Origin of the sequence: Candidatus Mycobacterium wuenschmannii (assembly GCF_030252325.1) — a bacterium.
GTDB classification, from domain to species: Bacteria; Actinomycetota; Actinomycetes; order Mycobacteriales; family Mycobacteriaceae; genus Mycobacterium; species Mycobacterium wuenschmannii.
On sequence record NZ_CP126981.1, the window covers coordinates 2,026,243 to 2,046,242 of the forward strand.

15 protein-coding genes are annotated in these 20,000 nt (G+C 66.0%); 7 read left to right on the forward strand and 8 right to left on the reverse strand.

What is annotated here, in order from left to right; genetic code table 11:
* Positions 1–21 precede the first annotated feature (21 nt).
* Complete coding sequence (glgP, locus tag PT015_RS09650) at positions 22–2,634, reverse strand: alpha-glucan family phosphorylase (protein WP_285190396.1); 2,613 nt, start codon at positions 2,632–2,634, stop codon at positions 22–24.
* Between the two features lie 177 nt (positions 2,635–2,811).
* Here glgP and PT015_RS09655 point away from each other — a divergent pair, with 177 nt between their 5' ends.
* Together PT015_RS09655 and glgB are read left to right on the forward strand one after the other, a co-directional pair.
* Complete coding sequence (locus PT015_RS09655; protein WP_285190397.1) at positions 2,812–4,899, forward strand: alpha-1,4-glucan--maltose-1-phosphate maltosyltransferase; 2,088 nt, start codon at positions 2,812–2,814, stop codon at positions 4,897–4,899.
* Between the two features lie 7 nt (positions 4,900–4,906).
* The gene (gene glgB, locus PT015_RS09660; protein ID WP_285190398.1) at positions 4,907–7,123 is read left to right on the forward strand and encodes a 1,4-alpha-glucan branching protein GlgB; all 2,217 of its coding nucleotides are present in this window, start codon (positions 4,907–4,909) and stop codon (positions 7,121–7,123) included.
* Here glgB and PT015_RS09665 read toward each other — a convergent pair.
* Both PT015_RS09665 and PT015_RS09670 read right to left on the reverse strand, forming a co-directional pair.
* On the reverse strand, positions 7,107–8,015 hold the full coding sequence (locus PT015_RS09665; protein WP_285190399.1) for a tetratricopeptide repeat protein: 909 nt from the start codon (positions 8,013–8,015) through the stop codon (positions 7,107–7,109). The two genes, glgB and PT015_RS09665, sit on opposite strands and share 17 nt — an antisense overlap.
* Positions 8,016–8,177: 162 nt before the next feature.
* On the reverse strand, positions 8,178–9,359 hold the full coding sequence (locus tag PT015_RS09670) for an acetyl-CoA C-acetyltransferase (RefSeq protein WP_285190400.1): 1,182 nt from the start codon (positions 9,357–9,359) through the stop codon (positions 8,178–8,180).
* Between the two features lie 79 nt (positions 9,360–9,438).
* Here PT015_RS09670 and mce point away from each other — a divergent pair, with 79 nt between their 5' ends.
* Positions 9,439–9,906: a methylmalonyl-CoA epimerase gene (mce, locus tag PT015_RS09675; RefSeq protein ID WP_285190401.1), complete on the forward strand. Its 468-nt coding sequence runs from the start codon at positions 9,439–9,441 to the stop codon at positions 9,904–9,906.
* A 4-nt stretch (positions 9,907–9,910) separates the two neighbouring features.
* On the opposite strand, the gene PT015_RS09680 is transcribed toward mce, so the two are convergent.
* Positions 9,911–10,207: a hypothetical protein gene (locus PT015_RS09680; protein ID WP_285190402.1), complete on the reverse strand. Its 297-nt coding sequence runs from the start codon at positions 10,205–10,207 to the stop codon at positions 9,911–9,913.
* A gap of 22 nt (positions 10,208–10,229) precedes the next feature.
* Positions 10,230–10,901, reverse strand: a complete 672-nt coding sequence (gene nucS, locus PT015_RS09685; RefSeq protein WP_285190403.1) for an endonuclease NucS — start codon at positions 10,899–10,901, stop codon at positions 10,230–10,232.
* Positions 10,902–10,950: 49 nt separating this feature from the next.
* On the opposite strand from nucS, the gene PT015_RS09690 reads away from it, so the two are divergent.
* Complete coding sequence (locus PT015_RS09690) at positions 10,951–12,558, forward strand: adenylate/guanylate cyclase domain-containing protein (protein WP_285190404.1); 1,608 nt, start codon at positions 10,951–10,953, stop codon at positions 12,556–12,558.
* On the opposite strand, the gene PT015_RS09695 is transcribed toward PT015_RS09690, so the two are convergent.
* Entirely contained in the window at positions 12,555–13,169 is a 615-nt protein-coding gene (locus tag PT015_RS09695; RefSeq protein WP_285190405.1) for a TetR/AcrR family transcriptional regulator, read from the reverse strand. The two genes, PT015_RS09690 and PT015_RS09695, sit on opposite strands and share 4 nt — an antisense overlap.
* 87 nt (positions 13,170–13,256) lie before the next feature.
* On the opposite strand from PT015_RS09695, the gene PT015_RS09700 reads away from it, so the two are divergent.
* Together PT015_RS09700 and PT015_RS09705 are read left to right on the forward strand one after the other, a co-directional pair.
* A complete protein-coding gene (locus PT015_RS09700; RefSeq protein WP_285190406.1) occupies positions 13,257–13,709 on the forward strand; it encodes a PAS domain-containing protein in 453 nt (150 codons plus the stop codon).
* An 82-nt stretch (positions 13,710–13,791) separates the two neighbouring features.
* Positions 13,792–15,384, forward strand: coding sequence for a chloride channel protein (locus PT015_RS09705; RefSeq protein WP_285190407.1), 1,593 nt, complete (start codon positions 13,792–13,794; stop codon positions 15,382–15,384).
* Between the two features lie 136 nt (positions 15,385–15,520).
* On the opposite strand, the gene PT015_RS09710 is transcribed toward PT015_RS09705, so the two are convergent.
* Positions 15,521–15,874: a hypothetical protein gene (locus PT015_RS09710; RefSeq protein WP_285190408.1), complete on the reverse strand. Its 354-nt coding sequence runs from the start codon at positions 15,872–15,874 to the stop codon at positions 15,521–15,523.
* A gap of 498 nt (positions 15,875–16,372) precedes the next feature.
* On the opposite strand from PT015_RS09710, the gene PT015_RS09715 reads away from it, so the two are divergent.
* Positions 16,373–17,149, forward strand: a complete 777-nt coding sequence (locus tag PT015_RS09715) for an SDR family NAD(P)-dependent oxidoreductase (protein ID WP_285190409.1) — start codon at positions 16,373–16,375, stop codon at positions 17,147–17,149.
* Between the two features lie 295 nt (positions 17,150–17,444).
* Here PT015_RS09715 and PT015_RS09720 read toward each other — a convergent pair whose 3' ends face one another.
* The gene (locus tag PT015_RS09720; RefSeq protein WP_285190410.1) at positions 17,445–19,781 is read right to left on the reverse strand and encodes an ATP-dependent nuclease; all 2,337 of its coding nucleotides are present in this window, start codon (positions 19,779–19,781) and stop codon (positions 17,445–17,447) included.
* Positions 19,782–20,000 lie beyond the last annotated feature (219 nt).

The following is a 20,000-nucleotide window of genomic DNA, read 5'->3' on the forward strand; positions in this document are numbered from 1 at the left end:
CGGCCCGCATCGTCGGCGCGGCTAAGCCAGCGTGACCAGACCCAGCTCGGCCCCGGACGCCAGCATCGGGTGGCGCGGCAACACCCGCACGGTGTAGCCGACCGAGCCGGCGACCGGCAGCGGCGTTGTCGTCGCGAACACATGGTCTCCGCCGGAAGCAGTTCCGGTGTAAGGCATGTCGACCGTGACGGGTTCCACCAGCACGTCGCCGGTTTCCACCCGGCCGACGACCGCCTGGACGGTGACCTCGTCGGGCCGCAGCCCGGCCAGCTGGACGGTCGCGGTCAGCGTCAGCTTCGACCCGAGGATCGGCGTATCGGGCAGCCCGGTGCTGTCGACGTCGGTGACGCGGATGTTCGGCCACTCGTCGAACGCGCGCCGCCGGTAGGCCGCCAGCTCGCGGGCCGGGTCGAAGGCGGCCTGGCCATCACCGTCGACGGCGACGGTCCGGCGCAGCGACTCGGCCGCTGGCAGGTAATAGCCCTCGGTGTAGTCGCGAACCATCCTGGACGCCAACACTTTCGGACCAAGCGTCTCCAGCGTGTGGCGGACCATCTCGATCCACCGGCGCGGCACGCCGTGCTCGTCGCGCTCGTAGAACTTCGGCGCGACCGACTTCTGCAGCAGGTCGTAGAGCGCCGCGGCCTCCAGGTCGTCACGGCGTTCCTCGTCGGCGACGCCGGAGGCCGACGGGATGGCCCAGCCGTTCTCGCCGTCGTACCACTCGTCCCACCAGCCGTCGAGGATCGACAGGTTCAGCCCGCCGTTGAGCGCGCTCTTCATCCCCGATGTGCCGCACGCCTCGAGCGGGCGCAGCGGGTTGTTCAGCCAGACATCACACCCCCAATACAGCAGCCGGGCCATCGACATGTCGTAGTCCGGCAGGAATGCGATGCGGTGCCGCACCTCGGGCCGGTCGGCGAATTGGACCACCTGCTGGATCAGCGCCTTGCCGCCGTCGTCGGCCGGGTGCGACTTGCCCGCGACGATCAACTGGATCGGCCGGTCCTCATTGAGCAGCAGCTGCTCGAGCCGCTCCGGGTCGCGCAGCATCAGCGTCAGGCGTTTGTAGGTCGGCACCCGCCGGGCGAAGCCGATCGTCAACACATCGGGGTCGAAAGCCGAAGAGATCCAACCCAATTCGGCCTCCGGGGCTCCGCGCACCAGCCATGACCGGTGCATGCGCGCCCGTACGTCCTCCACCAGCAACGCGCGCAGCTGGGACCGGATCCACCAGAGGTGGCCGCCGTCGACCTCGTTGACTCGCAGCCACACACCGGGGTCGGCGAAGTCCTCCGACCCGGCCAACTCCTGCCCGAGTTGCAGCCATTGCGGTGCCGCCCAGGTGCGGGCGTGGACGCCGTTGGTGATCGATCCGATCGGCACCTCGCCGGCGTCGAAGCCGGCCCACAGCTCGTTGAACATGTCACGGCTGACTTCGCCGTGCAGCAGCGAAACCCCGTTGGCGCGCTGGGCAAGTCGCAGGCCCATGTGGGCCATGTTGAACTTCTCCGGGTCGTCCTCGGCACCGAGCGCCAGGATGCGACCCACCGGCACGCCGGGCAGCAGCACCGAGCCGGCGGCGACACCGGCGCCGTCGGTGGGGCTGCCGGCGAAGTAGCGCTGCACCATTTCTACCGGGAATCGGTCGATGCCGGCGGGCACCGGGGTGTGGGTGGTGAACACGGTGCTGGATCGCACCACGGTCAGCGCGGTGTCGAAATCCAGACCGGCGTCGACGAGTTCGCGGATGCGCTCGGCACCGAGGAAGCCGGCGTGGCCCTCGTTCATGTGGAACACCTCGGGCGCGGGCAGGCCCTCGATCGCGGTGTACGCGCGGATGGCGCGCACGCCGCCGATGCCGGCCAGGATCTCCTGCTGCATCCGGTGTTCCTGGTCGCCGCCGTAGAGCCGGTCGGTGACGCCGCGCATCTCGTGCTCGTTCTCGGGGATGTCGGAATCCAACAGCAGCAGCGGCACCCGACCGACCTGGGCGACCCAGATCCGCGCCCGCAGCGACCCCGACTCGGGCAGCGCCAACTCGACCAGCGCCGGCGCCCCCTCGGCATCGGTGAGCAGACGCAGCGGCAGGCCGGCCGGATCCAGCGAGGGGTAGTCCTCGTGCTGCCAGCCGTCCGCGGTCAGCGACTGCCGGAAGTACCCGGACCGGTAGTACAAGCCGACCGCGATCAGCGGCAGCCCCAGATCAGACGCCGCCTTGAGGTGGTCACCCGCGAGGATTCCCAATCCGCCTGAGTAATTCGGCAGCACCTCTGCGACGCCGAACTCCATCGAGAAGTACGCGATGCCGTTGGGCATGGCGGTGCCGTTGCTCTGCTGCTGCTGGTACCACTGCGGACGACTGAGGTAGTCGGTCAGTTCGGCGGCCAGCCGGTCGAGCCAGTCCAGGAAGCCGTTGTCGACGGCCAATTCGTCCAGCCGCGCTGGGCTGACCGCCCCCAGCAGGGCCACCGGGTCCTGCCCGCACTGGGCCCACAGCGCCGGGTCGATCGCCGCGAAGAGATCCTGCGTCGGTTTGTCCCACGACCATCGCAGGTTGGTGGACAACAGTTCCAGCGCCGCCAGGCGTTCCGGAAGATGGGCACGGACCGTGAACCGACGGAGTGCTTTCACGCGTCATTACCTTACTGACGCGTGGGCAGGTTTCGCCGCTCAAACAACTCGCTCGACCCGACCTCGGGTGTGGTCCGACACTACGGTGGGTATTGGGCGCAGAGAGTTTTCGAAGACGCGCAGGTCGCGGTTCGGCCGCGCCCAGGACGACAACCGACTAGCTCAGAAGGAGTATCGGTGCCCGGTCGTGTCGAGATCGATGACGTCGCGCCCGTCGTTTCGTGCGGTGCCTATCCGGCAAAAGCCGTCGTCGGCGAGGTGGTTCCAGTGCGCGCGGCGGTGTGGCGCGAAGGCCACGACGCGGTGGCCGCCACCTTGGTGGTGCGCTACCTGGGGCCGCGCTACCCGCAGGTGGGCGAGACGCGGCGGCTGAAGGCGGTCGCCGCTCCGGCGGCAGCCGAGCCGGCCACCCTGCCGGCGGTGCGGGTCAAGCCGCTGCACCTGCCGATGGCGCCCGACGGCCTCGAGGCGTACGTCTTCCACGGCGCGTTCACCCCGGACACCGTCGGACTATGGACCTATCGGGTCGACGGCTGGGGCGACCCGATCCACACCTGGCGGCACGCGATCGAGGCCAAGCTCGACGCCGGCCAGGGCGAGACCGAGCTGTCCAACGACCTGCTGGTCGGCGCGCAACTATTCGAACGCGCCGCCACCGGGGTGCCCCGCGCCCGTCGGGAGCCGCTGTTGAAGGCGGCCGCGGCGCTGCGCACCCCCGGCGACCCGGTGCCCCGCGCCGCGCTGGCGCTGACGCCGGAGATCGATGCGCTGCTGTCGCAGTATCCGTTGCGCGAGCTGGTAACCCGCGGCGAGCAGTACGGCGTCTGGGTCGACCGGCCGTTGGCGCGGTTCGGGTCGTGGTATGAGCTGTTCCCGCGCTCGACCGGCGGATGGGACGCCAAGGGCAGCCCAGTGCACGGCACGTTCGCGACCGCGGCGGCGGCGCTGCCACGGGTCGCGCAGATGGGCTTCGACGTCGTCTACCTGCCACCCATTCATCCGATCGGCAAGGTGCACCGCAAGGGCCGCAACAACACCGCGACCGCCGCGCCCGGCGACGTCGGCTCGCCGTGGGCGATCGGCAGCGACGAGGGTGGCCACGACGCAGTGCATCCGGCACTGGGCACGATCGCCGATTTCGACAAGTTCGTCGACGCCGCCGACGAACTGGGCCTGGAGGTCGCGCTCGATCTCGCCCTGCAGTGCGCGCCGGATCACCCGTGGGCCAAGGACCACCGGCAGTGGTTCACCGAGCTACCGGACGGCACCATCGCCTATGCGGAGAACCCGCCGAAGAAGTATCAGGACATCTACCCGATCAACTTCGACAACGACCCGGCGGGCCTCTACGACGAGGTGCTGCGGGTGGTGCGGTATTGGATGGACCACGGCGTCAAGATCTTTCGCGTCGACAACCCCCACACCAAGCCGCCCAACTTCTGGGCGTGGTTGATCGCTCAGGCCAAGGCGGCCGATCCCGACGTGCTGTTCCTGTCCGAGGCGTTCACCCCGCCCGCACGCCAATACGGTTTGGCCAAGCTGGGATTCACGCAGTCCTACACCTACTTCACCTGGCGGACGTCGAAGTGGGAGCTCACCGAGTTCGGCGAGCAGATTCCTGAGATCGCCGACTACCGGCGGCCCAACCTGTTCGTGAACACCCCCGATATCCTGCACGCCAGCCTGCAGCACAACGGGCCGGGCATGTTCGCGATCCGGGCGGTGCTGGCCTCGACCCTGAGCCCCACCTGGGGGGTGTATTCCGGCTACGAGCTGTTCGAGGGTCGCGCGGTCGCCGAGGGCAGCGAGGAATACCTCGACTCGGAGAAGTACGAGCTGCGCCCCCGCGACTTCGCCGGCGCGCTGGCCGCCGGCCGCTCGCTGGAGCCGTTCATTGCGCGGCTCAACAGCATTCGGCGCCTTCACCCCGCCCTGCAGCAGCTGCGCAACGTCACGTTCCACGCCATCGACAACGACGCGCTGCTGGCCTACAGCAAGTTCGACCCGATCACCGGCGACTGCGTGTTGGTCGTCGTCACACTCAACGCGTTCGGCCCGGAAGACGCCACGTTGTGGCTGGACATGGGCGCGCTGGGGATGGAGCACCACGAGCGGTTCTGGGTGCGCGACGAGATCACCGGAGAGGAATACCAATGGGGTGCAGCCAATTACGTGCGCCTCGATCCCGGCCACGCCGTAGCGCACGTCATCAACATGCCGCTCATTCCGTCCGAATCACGAATCAAGCTACAGCGTCGGAGGTGACCACGCGATGAAAGTAGGAGACCAACTCGCCCGGGCCCGCTTGGCGCCAGAGCCGGGAGACCTGGCCCGGCTGGTCGCCGGCGAGCACCACAACCCGCACGGCATTCTGGGCGCCCATGAATACGGTGACCACACCGTCATACGGGTCTTTCGCCCGCACGCCGCCGAGGTAATCGCCCTCGTCGGCGACGACCGATTTGTCTTGCAGCACATCGACTCCGGGCTTTTCGCGGTAGCGCTGCCGTTCGTCAACCTGATCGACTACCGCCTCGAGGTGCGTTACGACCACGGCGAACCGCACATCGTCGCCGACGCCTACCGCTTCTTGCCCACCCTCGGCGAAGTCGACCTGCACCTGTTCAACGAAGGCCGTCACGAACGACTATGGGACGTCCTCGGCGCGCATCCCCGTTCCTTCACCACCGCCGACGGCGTGGTCGACGGGGTGTCGTTCGCGGTGTGGGCTCCAAATGCCAAGGGCATCAGCCTGATCGCCGAGTTCAACGGCTGGAACGGTAACGAGGCGCCGATGCGGGTGCTCGGCTCCTCCGGCGTCTGGGAGGTGTTCTGGCCCGACTTCCCCCATGACGGTCTGTACAAGTTCCGCGTACACGGCGCGGACGGGTCGGTGACCGACCGTGCCGACCCGATGGCGTTCGCGACCGAAGTGCCGCCGCAGACCGCCTCGCGGGTGAACGTCAGCGAATACCGCTGGGGCGACGACTCATGGATGGCCGCTCGCGCCACCCGCAACGCGGTGTTCGAGCCGATGAGCACCTACGAGGTACACCTTGGCTCGTGGCGGCCCGGCCTGTCCTACCGCGAGCTGGCCCGCGAGCTCACCGATTACGTTCTGGCGCAAGGGTTTACCCACGTCGAACTGCTACCGGTCGCCGAGCATCCGTTCGGTGGATCGTGGGGCTACCAGGTCACGTCGTACTACGCGCCCTCGTCACGGTTCGGCTCGCCCGACGAACTGCGCGGGCTGATCGACGCGCTGCACCAGGCCGGCATCGGCGTCATTGTCGACTGGGTACCCGCCCACTTCCCCAAGGACGCCTGGGCGCTCGGCCGCTTCGACGGCACTCCGCTCTACGAGCACTCCGACCCGCGTCGCGGCGAGCAACTCGACTGGGGCACCTACGTTTTCGACTTCGGGCGCGCCGAGGTGCGCAACTTCCTGGTCGCCAACGCGCTGTACTGGCTCGAGCAGTATCACGTCGACGGCCTACGGGTGGACGCCGTCGCGTCGATGCTCTACCTCGACTACTCCCGTCCCGAAGGCGGTTGGACCCCCAACATTCACGGCGGCCGGGAGAACCTGGAGGCCGTGCAATTCCTGCAGGAGATGAACGCGACCGCGCACAAGGCCGCGCCCGGTATCGTCACCATCGCCGAGGAGTCGACGTCGTGGCCGGGCGTCACGCGCCCGACAACCGTTGGTGGCCTTGGCTTCTCGATGAAGTGGAATATGGGCTGGATGCACGACACGCTCGACTACATCGGCCGCGACCCGATCTACCGCAGTTACCACCACCACGCGATCACGTTCTCGATGCTCTACGCGTACAGCGAGAACTTCGTGCTGCCGATCAGCCACGACGAGGTGGTGCACGGCAAGGGCACGTTGTGGGGCCGGATGCCCGGCAGCGACCACGTCAAGGCCGCCGGTCTGCGCAGCCTGCTGGCCTACCAGTGGGCGCACCCCGGCAAGCAATTGCTGTTCATGGGACAGGAATTCGGCCAACGTGCCGAGTGGTCCGAGGAGCGCGGGCTGGACTGGTTCCAGCTCGACGAGGACAGCTTCTCCGGCGGAATCTCCCGGCTGGTCCACGATCTCAACGACATCTATCGCAAGTCGGCCGCGCTGTGGAGCCAGGACATCAAGCCCGAGGGTTACTCCTGGATCGACGCCAACGACTCGGCCAACAACGTGCTCAGCTTCCTGCGCTACGGCAGCGACGGGTCGGTCATGGCGTGCGTGTTCAACTTCGCCGGCGCCGAGCACAGCGGCTACCGGCTCGGGCTGCCCGGCGCCGGGCGGTGGCGGGAGGTACTCAACACCGACGCCACCGTCTACAACGGAACCGGGATCGGCAACCTGGGCGGAGTCGACGCGACCGACGAGCCGTGGCACGGCCGGCCGGCGTCGGCGGTGCTGGCGTTGCCGCCGATGTCAGCACTATGGCTGGAGCCCGAGAAGCCTTCTAGTACAGCGCGTTAGCGAGATTGCGCCGACCGGCGATCACGTCCGGGTCGGCGGCGTCGAACAGCTCGAACAGCTCGATCAACCGGGTGCGCACCGACGTCCGGTCGTCACCCGCAGTCCGCTTGACCAGCGCGACCAGTCGGTCGAAAGCGCCGGCCACGTCCTGACTGAGCAGTTGCACGTCCGCCGCGGCGAACGCGGCGTCGATGTCATCCGGGGCAGCGTCGGCGGCGTCGATCGCCTCCGGCCCGTGCGCGGTCGCACGCATCAGGAACGCGATCTGACGGACCGCGCCCTTGGCTTCGGCATGGTTGGGATCCTCATCGAGGATCGCCTGATACGAGTCGAGCGCCGCGCCGAGATTATTGTCCTCGAGCTGCTGACGCGCCTGCGCGAGCGCCGGGTCGACGTCCTCTGGCTCGTCGTCGGACTCCCCTGCGCCACTGAGCTTTCCCGCGGTCGCCGACAGCAGCGAGTCAACCCACTTGCGCAACTGCTCCGGAGGCTGGGCACCTTCGAAGTCGGCCAGTGGCCGTCCGGCGGCCAATGCCACAACGGTCGGGATCCGTTGCACGCCGAAGGCTTGTGCCACGCCAGGAGACGCGTCGACGTTGACACTCGCCAGCACCCACTTGCCGCCGTCCTGCGCCGCCAGACCGGACAGGATGTCTGCCAACTGCAGGCTGACCTCACTGCGCGGCGACCACAGCAGCACCACCACCGGCACCTGGTTGGAGCGCACCAGTACTTCGTCTTGGAAGTTGGCCTCGTTGACCTCGACACCCGCCGCCTCGGCGGTCGATCCGTCAGCACGGCCTCCGCCGGCGGTGGGCGGGGGTTGCTTCAGGGCGGAGAGATCGACCGCGCCGGCCAACGCGGGCCCGATCGGGGGACGTGGACGGCTCACATGATCAAGTCTGGCACGGCGCCGTCGAGCGCGTTTCATCCGGTTCGGACAGCCGTATGAGCAACATCACATCAGGCGATGACGACCACCCGCGCAAGACCGTCCAGCAAACTTCTGGACGCCTGTCCAGCCACACGAGCCACAAACTGTACTGGCCGGTAACTAGCCAGCGCGGAGGATCAGCGCGTCGCCTTGGCCGCCCGCGCCGCACAGCGCAGCAACCCCGTAGCCGGAGCCACGGCGGGCCAGTTCGAGGGCCACGTGCAGGGTGATCCGAGCGCCCGACATGCCGATCGGGTGACCGATCGCGATGGCCCCGCCGTTGACGTTGACGATCTCGGGGTCGATGCCGAGCTCCTGCGTCGAGGCCAGCGCGACGGCCGAGAACGCCTCGTTGATTTCCACCACCTCGAGCTGGTCGACCGTGATGCCCTCGCGCTCGACCGCTTTCTTGATCGCGTTCGCGGGCTGCGATTGCAGCGTCGAGTCCGGGCCGGCCACCACACCGTGCGCGCCGATCTCGACCAGCCAGGTCAGGCCCAGCTCGACGGCCTTGTCCTTGTTCATCACGACGACCGCCGCCGCGCCGTCGGAGATCTGCGACGCCGACCCCGCGGTGATGGTGCCGTCCTTGCGGAACGCCGGCTTGAGGCCGGCCAGCGAGTCCGCGGTGGTGTTGGCGCGAATGCCCTCGTCTTCGCTGAACTGCAGCGGATCGCCCTTGCGCTGCGGGATGCTCACCGGCACCACCTCGTCGGCGAAAACGCCGTCCTTCCAGGCCGCGGCGGCCTTCTGGTGGGATTGCGCCGCGAACTCGTCCTGCTGGGCGCGGGTGAACTTGTCGACGTCGTTGCGCTGCTCGGTGAGCGCGCCCATCGGCTGATCGGTGAAGACGTCGTGCAGGCCGTCGTAGGCCATGTGGTCGCGCACGGTGACGTCGCCGTACTTGTAGCCCGAGCGGCTGTCGATCAGCAGGTGCGGAGCCTTGGTCATCGACTCCTGCCCGCCGGCCACCACCACGTCGAACTCGCCGGCCCGAATCAGCTGGTCAGCCAGCGCGATGGCGTCGATGCCGGACAGACACATCTTGTTGATGGTCAGCGCCGGGACGTCCCAGCCGATTCCGGCGTCGACGGCCGACTGCCGGGCCGGCATCTGGCCCGCGCCCGCGGTCAGCACCTGGCCCATGATCACGTACTCGACGAGCGACGCCGGAACGTTGGCCTTCTCGAGCGCGGCCTTGATCGCGATGGCGCCTAGATCGCTGGCGCTGAAGTCCTTCAGCGAGCCCATCAGCTTGCCGACCGGCGTCCGTGCTCCAGCAACGATCACCGATGTCGTCATGACTACCTCCACAGCGTGGTCCAGGGGCCGATCAACAAGATCGGGAGGGGCGGATTCTCATCGGTCAGGTTACCGTTACGTGATGACCACCGATCAAGTTGACACCCGTCAGATCCTGGCTTCATCCCTGGTGACCGGGCTCGATCACGTCGGAATCGCCGTCCCGGACCTCGACGCTTCCATCGAGTGGTACCACGAGCACCTCGGCATGATCCTGGTCCACGAAGAGGTCAACGACGATCAGGGCATCCGCGAGGCGATGCTGTCGGTGCCGGGCACTTCGGCGCAGATCCAGCTGATGGCTCCGCTCGACGAGACGTCCACCATCGCGAAGTTCATCGACAAGCGTGGGCCGGGCATCCAGCAGCTGGCGGTTCGGGTCAGCGATCTCGACGCCCTCAGCCAGCGGCTGCGTGAGCAAGGCGTGCGGTTGGTCTACGACGCCGTCCGTCGCGGCACGGCGAACTCCCGGATCAACTTCATCCACCCCAAGGACGCAGGCGGCGTGCTGATCGAGTTGGTCGAACCCGCCGACGACGCGCACTGACCTTTCACGACCACTTCCTCGTCGGCGATCGCGTCGCGCGATTTGCCCAACACGGCGTGTGCCAATGCCGCCGGTCGTCGACCGCCACCTCGCCGAAGTCGGCCTGCCACACCACCACATGGGCTGTGCGAGCACGTATTTCGTGATCACAGCCCGGGCAGCGATACGTCTTGAGCGCACGCGCGGCCGCCACCGGTCGCACCTCGTAGTTATGGCCGTCCGGCCCGATCTCCACCCGCTTCGGCGCCGGCAGCGGCGGGAACGGCTGCTGTCGGCGCGCTGAATCGCGGCGTCGGGCCATGCCCGCAGTCTAGTGACGCAGCTCAGAACAGCCGGAACTCATCGGAGTCCATGCCCCGCATCTTGTCGTAATCCAGTGTCAGACAACGAATTCCGCGATCTGTGGCTAAAGTCTTGGCCTGCGGCTTGATTTGCTGCGCCGCAAATACCCCGCTCACCGGCGCCAGCAGGCTGTCCCGGTTGAGCAGCTCCAGGTATCGGGTCAGCTGCTCGACCCCGTCGATCTCGCCGCGCCGCTTGATCTCGACGGCCACCGAGCGGCCCTGGTCGTCGCGGCACAGCAGGTCGACCGGGCCGATCGGTGTCATGTACTCCCTTCGCACCAGCGTGTAGCCCGTACCGAGCAACTCGACATGCTCGGCGAGCAAGACCTGCAGGTGCGCTTCGACCCCGTCCTTGACCAGCCCGGGATCGACCCCGAGCTCATGACTGGAGTCGTGCTCGATGTCCTCGACGGTGATGCGCAACTGCTCGCCGGCCTTGTTCTCCACCACCCAGACGGGCGCCTCGGCGCCGGCCTCCTCGGTCAGCCAACACGGCGGGCTCATCCAGTTCAACGGCTTGTAGGCGCGGTCGTCGGCGTGCACGCTGACCGAGCCATCGGCCTTGAACAGCAGCAGCCTGCGTGCCGACGGAAGATGGGCGGTGAGGCGTCCGACGTAGTCCACGGTGCAACGGGCGATGACGAGGCGCACGCCCCACACCTTAAGCATGCGACGAATAAGCAATTAGGCTGACGCCACCATGATGGCTAAGCGATCGACCGCACAGCGGCTGGGACGAGTGCTGGAGCGGGTGACGCAGCAGAGTGGCCGACTGCCGGAGACTCCCGCCTACGGTTCGTGGTTGCTGGGCAAGGTGTCCGAGAGTCAGGCCCGCCGGCGGGTGCGGATCCAGCTCATCCTGACCACGTTCATTCTCGGAGCCAACGTGATCGGCATCGGCGTGTCGACGCTGCTGCTGACCGTCGCGTTCCCCAAGCCGAGCATCTTCAGCGACGCGCCGTTGTGGATCGCCTTCGGTGTGGTGCCGGGCTACTGCGTGGTGGCGCTCGGACTTGGCACCTACCTGATCACCCGGCGCACCATCGGGGCGCTGCGCTGGGCGATCGAGGAGCACGAGCCCACCCCGGAAGACGAGCGCGCGACCTTCACCGCGCCGTTCTGGCTGGCGCTCGGCGTGCTCGCGCTGTGGGTGCTCGGCACCGCGCTGCTGACAACGCTTTACGGGCTGGCGAACAGCACGTTCATCCCGGTCGTCGGCTTCTGCGTCAGCGTCTGCGGCATCCTGGTGTCGACGGCGTGCTATCTGTTCACCGAGTTCGCGCTGCGCCCGGTGGCCGCGCAGGCGCTCGAGGCCGGCGGGTCGACGCGGCGCTTGGCCCCCGGGATCATGGGCCGGACCCTGACGGTGTGGCTGCTCGGCTCGGGCGTCCCGGTGCTCGGCATCATGGTGACCGCGCTGCTCGGCGGCGTCCTGCTGGACAACCTGAGCAAGACGCAATTGGCCGTCGCCATTCTGGTGATCTCCACTGCCACACTGACTTTCGGCTTCGTGCTGATGTGGATCCTGGCCTGGCTGACGGCGACGCCGGTCCGGGTCGTGCGAGCGGCGCTCAAGCGCGTCGAGGACGGCGACCTGCGCGGCGACCTGGTCGTGTTCGACGGCACCGAGCTCGGTGAGCTGCAACGCGGATTCAACGCGATGGTCGACGGGCTACGCGAGCGCGAGCGGGTGCGCGACCTGTTCGGCCGCCATGTCGGGCGCGAGGTCGCCGCGGCCGCCGAGCGGGACATGCCGCAGCTCGGCGGCGAAGAACGCCATGTCGCAGTCGTTTTCATCGATGTCATCGGCTCGACGCAACTGGTGACCAGCCGGCCGGCCGCGGAAGTCGTCCAGTTGCTCAACCGGTTCTTCGCGGTCATCGTCGAAGAGGTCGACCGCCATCACGGGCTGGTCAACAAGTTCGAGGGCGACGCGGTGCTCGCGGTGTTCGGCGCCCCCAACCATCTCGACAGCCCGGAGGACCAAGCGCTGGGCGCCGGTCGCGCCATCGCCAGCCGGCTCGAGGACGAGGTGCCCGAAATCAAGGCCGGCATCGGCGTCACCGCCGGCAACGCCGTCGCCGGGAACGTCGGCGCCAAGGAAAGATTCGAATACACCGTGATCGGCGAGCCGGTCAACGAGGCGGCCCGGCTGTGCGAGCTGGCCAAGAAAGACCCGCACCGGCTGCTGGCGTCCTCAGACACCATCGACGCCGCGAATGACGACGAGAAGGCGCGGTGGTCGTTGGGTGAGACCGTCACCCTGCGCGGCCACGACCAGCCGACGCGGCTGGCTTCGCTCGCCTAGTTGGACGGCACCCCGTGGGTGAAGACCGCGCGGCTGAGCCGAAGCCACGCAGCGCGGAAGCGCTCGGGATCCATGTCTCCGGGTGGCCGCCCGAGTAGCACCTGCATGACCGGCACATAGCTCAGCGCGGCCAACAGCACCGCGCTGACCGCCTCCGGGTCCTCGATCTCGGTGCCGGCCTCGGCCGCGGTGGCCCGCATGGCGTGCCCCATCGTCGTGTAGGCGAAGGCCATATTGCGCATCCACAATTCGTCGACCATGTCCGGGGCGGCGTCGGGTTCATGCAGCATCAACCTGACTAGGTCCGCGTTCTCGGTGATCGTCTGGTGCGCCGCCGCGGCGACCTGCGTCAGCGCATCGATGCGGTCGGCCGGCGTAATGGCCTGCCGCCACGCCTGCGAATTGCGCATCCGGTCCAAGCCCCGGCGCAGTGCGGCCCGCAGAACGTCATTCTTGCTGCGGAAATGGCGGTACAGCGCCCCGGATCCGGGCGACATCCCGGTGGCCTTTTGGATTTCCGCGGTCGAGGTGGCCGCGTATCCGCGCCTGGCGAAGAGTTCGAGCGCCGTGTCCAGCAGCCGCTCACGACTAGGGGTGTCAGCCGAATGCACGAATCTGACGCTACTCGATTGCAACCTGAGGGGTAAGTAAGTACTCTCTCACTTCGGGGAGCGGGGCGATCGAAAGGACACTCGACTGTGAGCTCTCAATCGGCGTCGCTCGCCGCCGACCAACGCCAGGGGCGGCCACGTGGCGAGTCCGCAACGGAGTTCCTGCGCGACTTTCCGGCCCTGCTCGCACTCAGCCGCCTGCCCGTTCCGATCCTCGCGGTCGACGACAGCGGCGCGATCGAGTTCGCCAACAATGCATTCGCCTCGATGGTCGGCCACTCCCGCGAGGAACTGCTCGTGATGAGCGCCCAGTCGCTGGTGGACTGTTACACCCCGGCCCACTCCGGCATGGTCGCGACGCTGCGCGAGTACGCCAACACGGTGATCCGACTGCGGCACGCGGACGGGTGGACCATGCCCGCGCTCGTCAGCGACTCTGTCCTGATCCGCGATGACGAGTCGCTGGCGGTCGTCGCGCTGACCGATCTGTCCGAGATCGCCTGGCACACCTCCCCCGACGACATGCTGCTGCCCGGCTGATCCCTCCGGGTGGGGATCCCCAGAAGAACACCAGCATGGTGCGCGATACTGCCGCAATGCTCGACCACTTGGGTGTTGGCTCATGAGTACTCGGTTGGCGGATTTCGTGGTCGATCGGCGAATGCTGCTGATGGCGGCGCTGGCCGCCCCCATCGGCGCGTTGGCGGCCGGCGCGGCCTGGTGTCTGCTTCGCCTCATCGGACTGGTGACCAACGTGGTCTTCTACCAACGCTGGGCCGTCGATCTGATAGCCCCTGGCGCCCAACATCATCCGTGGTGGCTGGTACTCGGCGCGCCCGTGGCCGGCGGACTGGTCGTCGGGGTGATGGCGCGACTGGGATCGGAGAAGATCCGCGGCCACGGCATGCCAGAGGCCATCGAGGCCATCCTCACCCAAGGCAGTCGGGTTGATCCGAAAGTCGCTGTGCTGAAACCGATTTCAGCAGCGGTCAGCATCGGCACCGGCGGTCCTTTCGGCGCCGAAGGCCCGATCATCATGACCGGCGGGGCGCTCGGATCGATCCTCGCCCAGCATCTGCATCTGACCGCGGATGAACGCAAGATCCTGCTGGTGTCCGGCGCGGCCGGGGGCATGGCGGCGACGTTCAACTCCCCACTGGCTTCGATCCTGCTCGCCATTGAATTGCTGCTGTTCGAGTGGCGCCCGCGCAGCACGGTGCCGGTCACCGCTGCGGTCGCGACGGCGATCGTGGTCCGCGAGTTCATTCTCGGCACCGAACCGGTTTTCCAGGTCACGCCGCATGTCACGCACATCGCATGGAACATCGACCTGCTGGCACTCGTCGCCGGCATCTGCGGCGCGGCGATCGCCATCCTGGCCACCCGGCTCGTGTACCTATCCGAAGACCTGTTCTCGCGCTTGCCTTTTCACTGGATGTGGTGGCCCGCGATCGGCGGTCTGATCATCGGAATCGGTGGGCTCATTCAGCCGCGCGCACTCGGCGTCGGCTATGACGTGATCGGTGCGCTGCTCACCGGCCAGGCCACGCTGTCGCTGATTGTCGGCATACTTCTTGTCAAGACCGCGATCTGGTCACTGTCGCTGGGATCGGGGACTTCAGGTGGCGTGCTGGCGCCGCTGTTCATGATCGGCGGCGCGCTCGGAGGCCTTGTCGGGCACTGGTTTCCGATGGTGTTCCCCGGGTTCTGGGCGCTACTCGGTTTGGCCGCGGTGGTGGGCGCCGCCATGCGCGCACCCCTGACGGGCATCGTGTTCACACTCGAGCTCACCCATGCGTGGCCTGCTCTGCTTCCGTTGATCATTGCGTCGTTCACCGCATATGCGGCGTCGGTGTTGATACTCGACCGCTCGGTCCTGACCGAGAAGATCGCGCGGCGCGGCCTGCACCTGACCTGCGACTACACCACCGACCCGCTCGAGGCGTTCTTCGTCGAGGAGGTGATGCACACCGAAGCGCCACTCGTGCCCGTCGCCGGGACCATCGGCACTCGTGACACCCTGCGGCACGCGGCGAATGTCCTGGCCGAGGCCGGCGGACGACCGCTGCGGGTGGTGTCGCCAGACGGCGCGGAGCAGGGTCACCTGGTGATGGACGACCTGCTCGTCGCGCGCCTGCACGACCTCAACGAGGACACCCTGCGGACTCGCCCATTCGTCACCTTTGCCCGCCCGCGGCCGGAATCCGGCAGTTAGCGACGAGACGCTCTATCGGTGTCCGTCAAAATCCTCAGTTGACCGCCGTGAAACACAGGATTCAGGCATGAAAACTTTTATTCACCATTACTTCGGGGTCAGCCACACCATTAATCCGGTGCGGCTGGCCTTCGAACTAAGTCTTAGACGGACTTAATCCGTTAGCGCCGGGAGCGGGCGTTCTACGCATCGACTTGATGACCTCAATGGCGTTTCGGTAGGTGTCATACCGCTGCCGGAGTTCGTCGTTCAGGCTGGCGACATCGACGTGCCCGAAGTCGACCAGCAGCACTGTCTCGTCGACGCCCAGACGGTCGGCGATCTGGCGGAGTTCGGCGTAAGTTGGGAAGTCGGGCTTGTCTTTTCGGCGGCTGTAGGTGCTCAGCGACAAGCCGAGCGTGGCAGCCATCTCGCTGTCGCGGACTCCCCTGCTGAGTAGCCTGCTGACGCTCTGGCGCGCGGTCCGGCCGTCGCAGTCGGTCAACGGCATGCAGGCACGGTAGCCGCAAAACTCGCGACTAGCAATCGACCGTTCAGATGAAATACCTCCATTCCAGAACGGGCACCGGATTACCATTCCGTCAATGTAAGGGTCTCGCGATCCACGGCAATCCAACGGATGCAATTCTGGAACTCCGGACAATTTGTCCACACCTCTTGACCGCGTCGAATGGCGTCCCATACCGTTCCCGATATGCCCGTACCGACGAGTAGCAGCGCCGCAATGGCAGTACCCGCATGACGACTGACCGGGTGAGCATCAGGTTACTCAGCGACGTCCGGCCGGCGGGCGGATCGACCGGTTTCACGAAGGGTTCGGAGCTGCTGGTGCACGCTGCTACCGCCACCGCCCTAGTGCTCAGCGGCGCCGCGATTCAACTGCCGGTTCGTCTGACGCCATAGGTGCTCGCGGCTGCCGCCGAGGGGTCGGCAATCGCAAGCCCGTGGGCATGCCGGTCCATCGATTGCCGATGCCTAGGATGTCGACGTGGATATCAATGGAGCTAGCGCGGTCGTCACGGGCGGCGCGTCAGGAATCGGTGCGGCGACTGCCCGTCAGTTGGCCGCCAAGGGTGCCCGGGTCGTCGTCGCCGACCTGCAGGCTGACAAGGGCGAGGCACTCGCCCACGAAATCGGCGGCGTCTTCGTCACCGTCGACGTCACCAAGACCGACCAGATCATCGACGCGGTCAACACCGCGGCCGACCTCGGGCCGCTGCGGGCGCTGGTGAACTCCGCGGGCATCGGCTGGGCCCAACGCACCATCGGCAAAGACGGTGAGTTCGCTTCGGCGCACGACCTCGGCGCGTACAAGAAGGTCCTCGAGATCAACCTCGTCGGCACCTTCGACTGCATTCGCATCGCCGCCACCCAGATGAGCAAGAACGAGTTCACCGAGACCGGCGAGCGCGGCGCGATCGTCAACATGACCAGCGTCGCGGCCTTCGACGGCCAGATCGGCCAGGCGGCCTACTCGTCGTCCAAGGGCGGAGTCGTCGGACTGACCCTGCCGGTCGCCCGCGACCTGTCGGCCGTCGGCGTACGGGTAAACACCGTGGCCCCCGGCCTGATCGATACTCCGATCTACGGCGAAGGTGAGGCCTCGGAGGCGTTCAAGGCCAAGCTCGGCGAATCGGTGTTGTTCCCGCACCGCCTGGGCAAGCCCGACGAGCTGGCGTCCATGGTCGTCGAACTGCTCACCAACTCCTACATGAACGCCGAGGTCGTCCGAGTCGACGGTGGCATCCGGATGCCACCGAAGTAGCTGTCTCACAACGAAGGCCCCCGTCACCACGACTGTAGGTTCCCATTCTCGGTGTCATATGGCAGCGCCGTGAGCTGCGGTGACGCAGTCTGTCTCAACCCGTGTCACACGAATTTTGTCTCACTTTGGTGTCATATCCTCCGGCGCCGTCCGGCCGTGATCAGACGCACTCCCCGGGCATGCATTGACCGGTGAGCGAGGGCACCGAAGCGGGCACTACGGCTGGAGAAGGCAACACCCGGTCGATCTTGACGTATGTTGAATTCACCAGCCCAAGCCGGCCGGCTTCAGCCGTTCAGTCGCGGTTACGAACAGTCGCTGCATCGCGATGACCAATACGTTCGAGATGGCGCAAGTTCTTGAATGCCTCTAAGAATTTGCTGTACTCGTCGACTGTCTTAAGCGGCTCCGCCAGAAGTTTGAAGTCGCGTCTGATCCGAGCCGTCGCAGCCTGAATGAAGTCTCCGGCGATCGTATCGTCCACCGCTGCGTCAATTCGCTTGAGAGCGGCCGCTGCGCGGTCGCGGGTGCACCCGTTCGGGTGGTCAGCCGTAAAAGTGTCGATTATGCGATCAAGGCGCTGATCGCGACGCGCCTCCAATTCACGTTCACGGGCGAGGCTCAGCGTCTCGGCAAGGCATTGAATGAGAGCAGCGAAGTTCGCGTCGAGCGCGGGTCCACCGGCGGGCCTGTTCGATCCTTCAAACTCCGACAAATACGCAAGCAGTTCCTTCGCGAAACCCGCCTTGGTGATCTGAGTGTCGAAGACGGCTTCGAAGGCGCCCGTCAAGGCGTCCCACAAACTGCCACCCTGGGCTGACAATTCGTCCGTGAGATTTTCCTCCGTAAGGGCTTTCACCGTATCGTCGTCCAACCCGAGAAAGGATTTTGCGTAGCGCCGCGCGGCCGGCACAGCGACGTTGATCGGGATCAGGTCTTCTGGCTCCTGGACCACGACGCCCGGGGACGTGGTCAGCTGCGCTTGATCCGCCCATTCGGACACCACAACAACAAGGTCGTCCGCAACGGTCGGTTTGCCGCGCGCTCCGCCTCGCTTGATTTGCTTACGCGCGGTTTGACCAGCGTCGTCACCGTCGAGGAGCACCGCGCAGGCTGGCTTAACCTGGTCACGACCGCGTGCGAGATAGAGCATGTAGGGGATGTTGGCGCCACCTGGAACGATAGTTACCTGGTTCAGGTCGAGGCACTGACTGGGAGGCGCGCCAGCGCGCAGCAACCTCGTATTCATTCCAGCGAGAAGGACTTGGTCTGCTATGCCCTCGACGAACAAGTTGTCGCCGCCAATGAAGGCGGTCTCTGCGACAAAAGAGCCCAGTGATGTACGAAGTGGCTCGTAATGGTTTCTCGTGGCATCTTTCACGTAGCGGGTGCCCTCGTCACGTGAGCCCTTATCGACGACTCGCACGCGGTGGCCGGCGTTCCGGTTGATCAGAAATGGCGAGTGCGTGACGTAGATGACCTGATCCTCGCGGTCCGAGTCTTCTGGACGAGCGTGATGCTCGAGAATCTTCAGCAAGTCTTGCTGGCCCGAGGCAGATAAGTAGGCGTCAGGCTCGTCCATCAGAAGAACTTCGGTCCCGACAGATGGTCGAGGGTGGGATAGCAGTTGCACGTAGTAGCTGAGAAAGTAGCGCAGCCCGCGACTTCGTTCGGTGAACGAGTAGTCCGTGCCGGTGCGGTCGCGGATCGTGAAAACGAGCTCGTATTCACATGGGGAGACACGGAGTTGGAACTCGGGATCCTGGCTCCACCAACGCGACACGTTGAGGTGTCGGGCAATGGAATTATTCATTTCTTGGATAAGCCCGTTGACGAGGCCTTCTCGTTCCTCTGCTATGGCGTTCTGAAGTTCCGCAAAACTTGACTCTTCGATTCGTGCAATTTTAGTCAGCAGATCGACTCCGAGCTGCTGCTGTTTGGATGCCTCGGCGTCTTGAGCGGAAGCGAAGGCGAATACGCTTGCCGCATTTTTGGTTACCTCTTCTTCGGACGTGAGACTGGTCAGGAACGTTAAAAAATCGATCCGTGCCTTACGGCTGGTTAGGCGCTGACTACGATTAGTCAGTGCCGAGATCGATATCGAATCAGGGAGTGGCGTATCGGTGTTGAGCTCGTAGGGACTGGGTAGAAGCCCTTGGACGACGCTGGCCTGGGCATCGGTCAAGTCGACGCGGTCGCCATCCTTGTCTACGACCGTCGCAGCACCCGGCGCCGGACGTAACAGTAGAAGGTCTCCATTCTTCCGAAGCGGGATCTGACTCCCATTCAAAGTGGCACGCTCATTGTCGTTCAGGTTGAAAGAGCCACCGACTTCCGGAAATAACCGAGATCCGCGCTCGACCGAGAAAAGTGCGGATGACCTGCAGAAGTCACGTTGGTGTAAGCCTTCACCGGTCAAAACTATTTTGATCGCGTCAAGTAGGTGTGTTTTACCAGACTCATTAGCCCCCACTATCGCGGTGATGTCCGCTTCGATCGCGATACGGACATGCGGCATCCATCCGTCTTGCGTTAACTGCCATGGTTCAGGCGTCGCCCCGGGCGTTGCCTTGAGTTCGTAGTCGAAGTTGAAAGATTTGTAGAAGCGGATACAGATCTCGCGGATGTGCACGCTGGCGTCTCACCATCACTCATTTTCGACGGGCCCGGCCGACCGCGTCCGTGGCACGAGTCTATGGCGCTCCTCCGACACTGCTGCGTTGTTTGTCAGCGGCTTGGAGCTGCCCCACCAGCGCGCAGCCCGATCTCCGGAATGGCTCCTAGCGCCGACCCCTACGATCACCGCACGATGGCAGCCTTCAAGTTGCTTCCGACGCTATCCGAGCGCAGT

What these genes read in the sequence shown, in the direction of transcription:
- glgB (WP_285190398.1), top strand. Translation starts at nt 4,907, where the DNA reads ATGAAAGTAGGAGACCAACTCGCCCGGGCCCGCTTGGCGCCAGAGCCG.
- PT015_RS09670 (WP_285190400.1), bottom strand. Translation starts at nt 9,359, where the DNA reads ATGACGACATCGGTGATCGTTGCTGGAGCACGGACGCCGGTCGGCAAG.
- PT015_RS09680 (WP_285190402.1), bottom strand. Translation starts at nt 10,207, where the DNA reads ATGGCCCGACGCCGCGATTCAGCGCGCCGACAGCAGCCGTTCCCGCCG.
- PT015_RS09690 (WP_285190404.1), top strand. Translation starts at nt 10,951, where the DNA reads ATGATGGCTAAGCGATCGACCGCACAGCGGCTGGGACGAGTGCTGGAG.
- PT015_RS09705 (WP_285190407.1), top strand. Translation starts at nt 13,792, where the DNA reads ATGAGTACTCGGTTGGCGGATTTCGTGGTCGATCGGCGAATGCTGCTG.
- PT015_RS09710 (WP_285190408.1), bottom strand. Translation starts at nt 15,874, where the DNA reads ATGCCGTTGACCGACTGCGACGGCCGGACCGCGCGCCAGAGCGTCAGC.